The 6,593-nt window shown below is 70.2% G+C and carries 5 protein-coding genes and 2 pseudogenes; all 7 read left to right on the plus strand.

The annotated features are described in order from the left end of the window. Positions 1-130 precede the first annotated feature (130 nt). Positions 131-1,459 (plus strand): extracellular solute-binding protein, encoded by a 1,329-nt coding sequence (locus tag U9R90_RS02995; protein ID WP_411054791.1) that lies wholly within the window; start codon positions 131-133, stop codon positions 1,457-1,459. After that, the gene (locus U9R90_RS03000) at positions 1,460-2,455 is read left to right on the plus strand and encodes a carbohydrate ABC transporter permease (protein WP_411054792.1); all 996 of its coding nucleotides are present in this window, start codon (positions 1,460-1,462) and stop codon (positions 2,453-2,455) included. It begins immediately after the preceding gene. Then, positions 2,452-3,291 carry a carbohydrate ABC transporter permease gene (locus tag U9R90_RS03005; RefSeq protein WP_411054793.1) on the plus strand — a complete coding sequence of 280 codons (840 nt, stop codon included), beginning with the start codon at positions 2,452-2,454 and terminating at the stop codon, positions 3,289-3,291. Before U9R90_RS03000 ends, U9R90_RS03005 begins: the two co-directional genes overlap by 4 nt. A 50-nt stretch (positions 3,292-3,341) precedes the next feature. Beyond that, positions 3,342-5,573 carry a beta-glucosidase gene (locus U9R90_RS03010; RefSeq protein WP_411054794.1) on the plus strand — a complete coding sequence of 744 codons (2,232 nt, stop codon included), beginning with the start codon at positions 3,342-3,344 and terminating at the stop codon, positions 5,571-5,573. Between the two features lie 258 nt (positions 5,574-5,831). After that, positions 5,832-6,029, plus strand: coding sequence for a cellulase family glycosylhydrolase (locus U9R90_RS03015; RefSeq protein ID WP_411057617.1), 198 nt, complete (start codon positions 5,832-5,834; stop codon positions 6,027-6,029). Between the two features lie 87 nt (positions 6,030-6,116). Continuing rightward, a pseudogene (locus tag U9R90_RS03020) lies at positions 6,117-6,233 on the plus strand (AraC family transcriptional regulator); the annotation flags it as partial. Between the two features lie 97 nt (positions 6,234-6,330). Further along, a pseudogene (locus tag U9R90_RS03025) lies at positions 6,331-6,593 on the plus strand (hypothetical protein); the annotation flags it as partial.

The following is a 6,593-nucleotide window of genomic DNA, read 5'->3' on the forward strand; positions in this document are numbered from 1 at the left end:
CCCCCCCCCCCCCCCCGGGGGGGGGGGCAGCCGTGTTTTTTTTTCCCCCCCCCCCCCCACCCCCGCCTTGTGTCCGTAACTTCCGTGGTCATCTACCGATAGTTTTCGGATCACTTCCGGAAGGTGTGCGATGCGAGCCGTCGAGCGAGGCGCCCAGACGCCGAGCACCATCTCAGCACTCAACCGCCGCAGGTTCCTTGCCGCGACCACCGCGGCCGGCCTGGGCGCGACGGCGCTCAGCGCCTGCTCGGACTCCGGTTCCGGCTCCACGGACAGCTCGGGGCGGACCGTGGTGGAGTGGTGGAACATCCAGACCACCGAGCCGACGCAGAGCCTGTGGCCCAAGCGTGCCAAGGACTTCGAGGCCACCCACCCCGATGTGCGCATCAAGCTCGTCACGCTGGAGAACGATGCGTACAAGGCGAAGATGACCGCGCAGACCAGCTCCGGAAAGCTTCCGGACATCTTCCACACCTGGGGCGGCGGCGTCCTCAAGCAGCAGATCGACGCCGGTCTCGTGGAGGACCTCACCGCGTCCACGAAGCCATGGTCCGACACCCTCGTACCCGCCTCGAAGGCACCCTACGAGTTCGACGGCAAGACGTACGCCGTGCCCTTCGACATCGGGGCCGTCGGCTTCTGGTACAACAAGGCGCTCTTCAAGAAGGCCGACATCGCCACCCCGCCTTCCACCTGGGCCGACTTCCTCGACGCGGTGAAGAAGCTCAAGGGCGCCGGGATCACGCCCCTCGCCCTCGCCGGCAAGGAGAAATGGCCCGGCATGTACTACTGGGCGTATCTGTCGATGCGCACCGCGGGCGTCGACGGGATGCAACAGGCCATCGACGCCAAGGACTTCACCGGTGACCCCTTCGTCGCCGCGGGCCGCCACCTCAAGGATCTGGTCGGCCTGGAGCCCTTCCAGAAGGGCTTCCTCGGCGCCGCGTACTCCACGCCGGGCGGCGAGGCGGCCGCCATGGGCAACGGCAAGGCGGCCATGGAACTGATGGGGCAGTGGGCGCCCGTCGTACAGGCCGACGCCGGCAAGGGCATAGGCGACGACCTGGGCTTCTTCCCATTCCCCTCGGTCGCGGGCGGCAAGGGGGCAGCCACCGACGTGTTCGGCGGCGGCGGTGGCTACGCGGTGCGCAAGGGTGCCCCGGAGGCGGCCGCCGAGTTCCTGAAGTTCTTCATGACCGCCGAATCCGATCGCATCCTCGTGGCCAAGGGCGCCATGATGCCGGTCGTCAAGGAGGCCGAGAGCGCGCTCACCGACCCCAACCTCAAGGCCGTCTCCGACACGCTCGCCCAGTCCACCGGCTTCCAGCTCTACCTCGACCAGGTCCTGCCACCGGCGGTCGGCCAGGAAGTGAACGACTCGGTCGCAGCCCTCATCGCCGGGTCCAAGTCGCCCGAGCAGGTCACGCGTTCCATCACCCAGGTCGCCAAGAGCCAGTAAATGACGACGACTTCGACCCGTACACGCGACAAGCGCCCGCCGCTGGCAAAGACTCCGGACATCTCCCCGCGCAACAGGCGTCCGCTGAGTCGCCGGGTGCGGGAGTGGCTGACCGCCGTCACCTTCACGGTGCCGGCCCTCGCCCTGTTCGGGCTGCTCGTCCTCCTGCCCATCGTGTACGCGCTGTACGTCAGCTTCTTCAACTGGGGCGGATTCGGGGCGCCTTCGGACTTCACGGGCCTCGGCAACTTCAGCCGTCTCCTCGACGACCCCGTCTTCCTCGGGGATCTGTGGCGCGGCCTGCTCCTCGTCGTCCTGTCCCTCGCGCTCCAGTTGCCGTTCGCCCTGGCGATGGCCGTCCTGCTCAACCAGAAGCTGCGCGGCCGCGCCTTCTACCGGATGCTGTTCTTCGCCCCGTACGTACTGTCCGAGGTCATCACCGGCATCCTCTTCGGCATGATCTTCGCACCCGACGACGGGCTCGCGGACAAGATGCTCGGCTCGGTCGGCCTCGACGGGCTCGGCGGGCTGTGGTTCGCCGGACAGGACACCGTACTGCCGACGCTCTTCCTGGTCATGATGTGGAAGTACTTCGGCTTCCACATGATGCTCTACCTCGCCGGGCTCCAGGGCATCCCCGCCGAACTGCACGAGGCCGCCCGCATCGACGGGGCCGGACCCTGGCAGCGCTTCCGCCACGTGACCCTGCCGCTCCTCGGCCCCACGATCCGGATGAGCGTCTTCCTGTCGGTCATCGGCGCCATCCAGCTCTTCGACCTGGTGTGGGTGGTCACACAGGGCGGCCCCGACCACCACTCCGAGACGATGGCCGTGACCATGTTCCAGTTCGGCTTCAAGCGCTACCAGGTCGGCTACGCCAGCGCGATCAGCATCGCCATGTTCCTCATCAGCCTCGTCTTCGCCCTCGCCTACCAGCGCTTCGTGCTGCGCCGCGACACCGAAGGAGCCCTCACCACCATGCGAGCCACCCGATGACGGCCTCCGCGCTGCGCCGCAGGCTGCGCTCCGTTCCCCTGTACGTGACCGTCTGGGTGGTCGGCGTCGTCATGGTGACGCCGCTGGTGTACGCACTCGTCTCCGGCTTCAAGTCCACCGACCAGCTCTCCAGCAACCCGCTCGGCCTGCCCTCGCCCTGGGTGACGTCGAACTACACGGAGATCCTGGAGTCCGGCACCTTCTGGCGGTCCATCGGGTCCTCCACTCTGATCGCCGTCGGTACGACCGTCCTCACCGTCGGCACGGCCGCCCTTGCCGCCTTCGCACTGGCCCGATTCGCGTTCCGTGGGCGGGAATTGCTGTTCACGCTCTTCACGGTCGGCCTGATGTTCCCGTTCGCCGTGGCGATCCTGCCGCTGTTCATCCTGCTGCGCACGTTCGGGCTGCTCGACAACCCGTGGGGGGTGATTCTGCCGCAGGCCGCGTTCGGGCTGCCGATCACCATCGTCATCCTGCGTGCCTTCTTCCGGGAGATCCCCGGCGAGCTGGAAGAGGCGGCCACCCTCGACGGCTGCTCCCCGTTCGGGTTCTTCTGGCGGATCCTGCTGCCGATGGCCCGGCCCGCGCTCGGCACCGTGTCCGTCCTCGCCGTGGTGGCGAGCTGGAACAACTTCCTGCTGCCGCTGCTCGTGTTCAGCGACCAGACCTGGTGGACCATCCCGGTCGGCGTGCAGCAGTTCCAGGGCCAGTACTCCGCCGACGTCGCCCGCGTCTTCGCCTACCTCGTCCTCGCCATGGTGCCCGCGCTCGCCTTCTACGCGGTGGCCGAACGGCAGCTCATCGGCGGCATCACGATGGGCGCGACCAAGGGCTGACCCCGCCGCCCCCTGAACCACCCCTGCCCATACCGCACTTGAGGAGTTCCATGGTCAAGCCCTGGCAGGACACCGCCCTGTCCGCCCACGTCCGGGCGGCGGACCTGCTCGCCCGGATGACCATCGAGGAGAAGACCGCTCAGCTCTCCAGTGTGTGGCTGGGGGCCGAGCCCGAGGACGGCGAGGCCGCCGACGTGGCGCCCGGCCAGCACGAGTACGCCGCCACCAGCGCGGCCCTCGCCGCCCTGCTTCCGTACGGACTCGGCCAGCTCACCCGCCCCTTCGGCACCGTGCCCGTCGAACCGGCCGAGGGCGCCGCCCGGCTCGCCGCACTCCAGCGCACGATCCGCGCCGGCAACCGGTTCGGCCTGCCCGCGCTCGCCCACGAGGAGTGCCTGACCGGGTTCACCGCATGGCAGGCCACCGTCTTTCCGACCCCGCTCGCCTGGGGCGCCACCTTCGACCCCGCCCTGGTCACCGAGATGGCGCAGGCCATTGGTGCGTCGATGCGCGCCGTCGGCATCCACCAGGGACTCGCCCCCGTCCTCGACGTCGTACGCGATCCGCGCTGGGGCCGCACCGAGGAGTCCATCGGCGAGGACCCCTACCTCGTCGGCACCATCGGCACCGCGTACGTACGGGGCCTGGAGGCGGCCGGGATCGTCGCCACCCTCAAGCACTTCGCCGCGTACTCGGCGTCCCGCGCCGCCCGCAACCACGCGCCCGCGTCGCTCGGCCCGCGCGAACTCGCCGACGTGATCCTGCCCCCGTTCGAGATGGCGGTGCGCGACGGCGGGGCCCGCTCCGTGATGCCCGCCTACAACGACATCGACGGCCTGCCGGCCCACGCGCATGCCGAGCTGCTCACTCAACTCCTACGCGATACATGGCAGTTCAACGGAACCGTGGTCTCGGACTACTACGGCGTCTCGCTCCTTGAGGAAGCGCACCGGGTCGCGGACGGCGAAGGCGGCGCCGCGTGGCTTGCCCTTACGGCCGGTGTCGACGTGGAGCTTCCGGCAGCCCGCTGCTTCAGCACCGCGTACCCGCTCCCCGAGGGCCTGCTCGACCGGGCCGCGCTGCGCGTCCTCACGCAGAAGTGCGAACTGGGGTTGCTCGACCCCGACTGGGAGCCCGTCACGGGCGGCGCGCCCGTAGACCTGAACCCCCCACACATGCGGGAGCTGGCCCGGAAGGTCGCCGAGGAGTCGGTGGTCCTGCTCGCCAACGACTCCGGGGTGCTGCCGCTGGGCGACGGGCTGCGCATCGCCGTCGTCGGACCGCTCGCCCACGAGCAGGCCGCCATGCTCGGCTGCTACACGTTCCCCCGGCACGTGGGCGTACACCATCCCGAACTACCCGTCGGCGTAGCGGTATCCACACTCGCCGAGGCGCTCCGCGCTGAGCTCCCCACCGCCACGTTCGTGGCCGACCCGGCGGACGCCGACCTCTGCCTCGCCGTGGTCGGCGACCGCTCCGGGCTGTTCGGGCGCGGCTCCTCGGGCGAGGGCTGTGACGCGGAGGACCTGGAACTCCCGTACAACCAGAGTGAGGTGCTCAACCGCGCGCTGGCCTCCGGGACGCCGACCGTCATCGTGGTGCTCAGCGGGCGGCCCTACGCGCTCGGCCGCTGGGCGGACCGGGCCGCCGCCGTCGTGCAGGCCTTCTTCCCCGGGCAGGAGGGCGGCGCCGCGGTCGCGGGCGTCCTGTCGGGCCGCGTCGAGCCGTCCGGCCGGCTGCCCCTCGGCGTGCCGCGCACCCCCGGCGGCCAGCCCGCCCCGTACCTCGCGCCGCCGCTCGGCCGGCACGGCTTCCCCAGCACCGTGGACCCGACGCCCCTGTACCCGTTCGGGCACGGCCTGTCCTACACCACGTTCGCCTGGGAGACCCCGCACTGCGAGAATCCCGAACTGGCCACCGACGGCGAGACATCGATCCGGCTCACCGTCCGCAACACCGGCGACCGCCCCGGCATCGAAGTCGTCCAGCTCTACCTCCACGACCCCGTCGGCACCGTCACCCGGCCCGAGGTCCGGCTCGTCGGCTACGCCCGGGTCCCCCTCGACGCCGGAGCCTTTGCCGAGGTGCGCGCCACGTTCCCGGCCGACCTCGCCGCGTACACCGGCGCCGACGGACGCCGCGTCGTCGAACCCGGCGCCCTCGAACTGCGCATCGCCGCGTCCAGCGCCCACGTCCACCACACCGTGCCGCTCACCCTCACGGGCCCGGTACGGGAGGTGGGGCACGAGCGCCGGATGCGGTGCGAGATGCGTGTGAAGTAGACGGCCCGAGCCCGATCACCACCAAGGCGCTGACCCGCCTGGTCGGCAACCGCGCCTACGGCGTCAAACCGACTGGACGCCGTTCCGGACGCAGGATCCGGCTGATCGTGGGTACGCCCCCGCACCACCAAGACCCTCCTCGACTCGGTTCGCGCCCAGGGCTTCAAGAGCATCCGCATCCCGAGACCTGGAGCGACCATCAGGGAGCGACGCCTCACTACACCATCGACCCGGCGTACATGAGCCGGGGTCAAGCACATCGTCGACTGGGCGATCGCCGACGGCCTCTCCGGGATCCTCGACGTCCATCACGACTACTGGCAGTGGACCAGCAAGATGTCCACCGACCACGACAAGGTCCTGGCCCGCTTCAACACGACCTGGACCCAGATCGCCCCGGCGTTCCGGAACGAGCCCGCCCAGACGACGGCGGAACCTCACGGGTGGTCCCGGTGATGCAGGACCGAGTTGCCGTGGAGCGACGGGGCCGGGCGCCATCGTCCCCTCGTGGCCACCACGCAGTCCTACGTCGAGGAACACCTCGCGGGCCCGCTGTCCGTAGCGGACGTCGCCCGCGCCGTCGGAATCTCCGACCTCCAAGCCCTCCGCAAGGCCTGCCGCCGTGAGCTCGGCGCGAGCCCGCGAGACGTACGCGGGGCCGAGCGTGAGCAATCAGTGAGAAATCGTTGGCAACCTTTGCGCTTCCGGCAGCCACTCACCAGTGCACCATCGGCTCGATCTTGCGAACGGACGGGAAATGAACACACCGAGGCAGGCCGCGCGGCAGCGCAGACACAGACGCAGGCTCATGCTGGGCGTCACATCGGCGCTGATCGCCGCGGGCGTTCTCGCCTACCTGGTCATGGCCTTGCCCCCCGACCGCAACGCCGACGCAGGGCCTGCCGCGGCCACGCCCCTCGCCACCACCACCAGCACCACCACCGCTGGCGAGACAGGCACCCCGACCGCGACGCCGAGCCCGACCGGCTCCCCGACCCCGACCGGATCCCCCACCCCGAC

It is taken from the genome of Streptomyces sp. E11-3, from assembly GCF_046540415.1.
GTDB lineage: Bacteria > Actinomycetota > Actinomycetes > Streptomycetales > Streptomycetaceae > Streptomyces.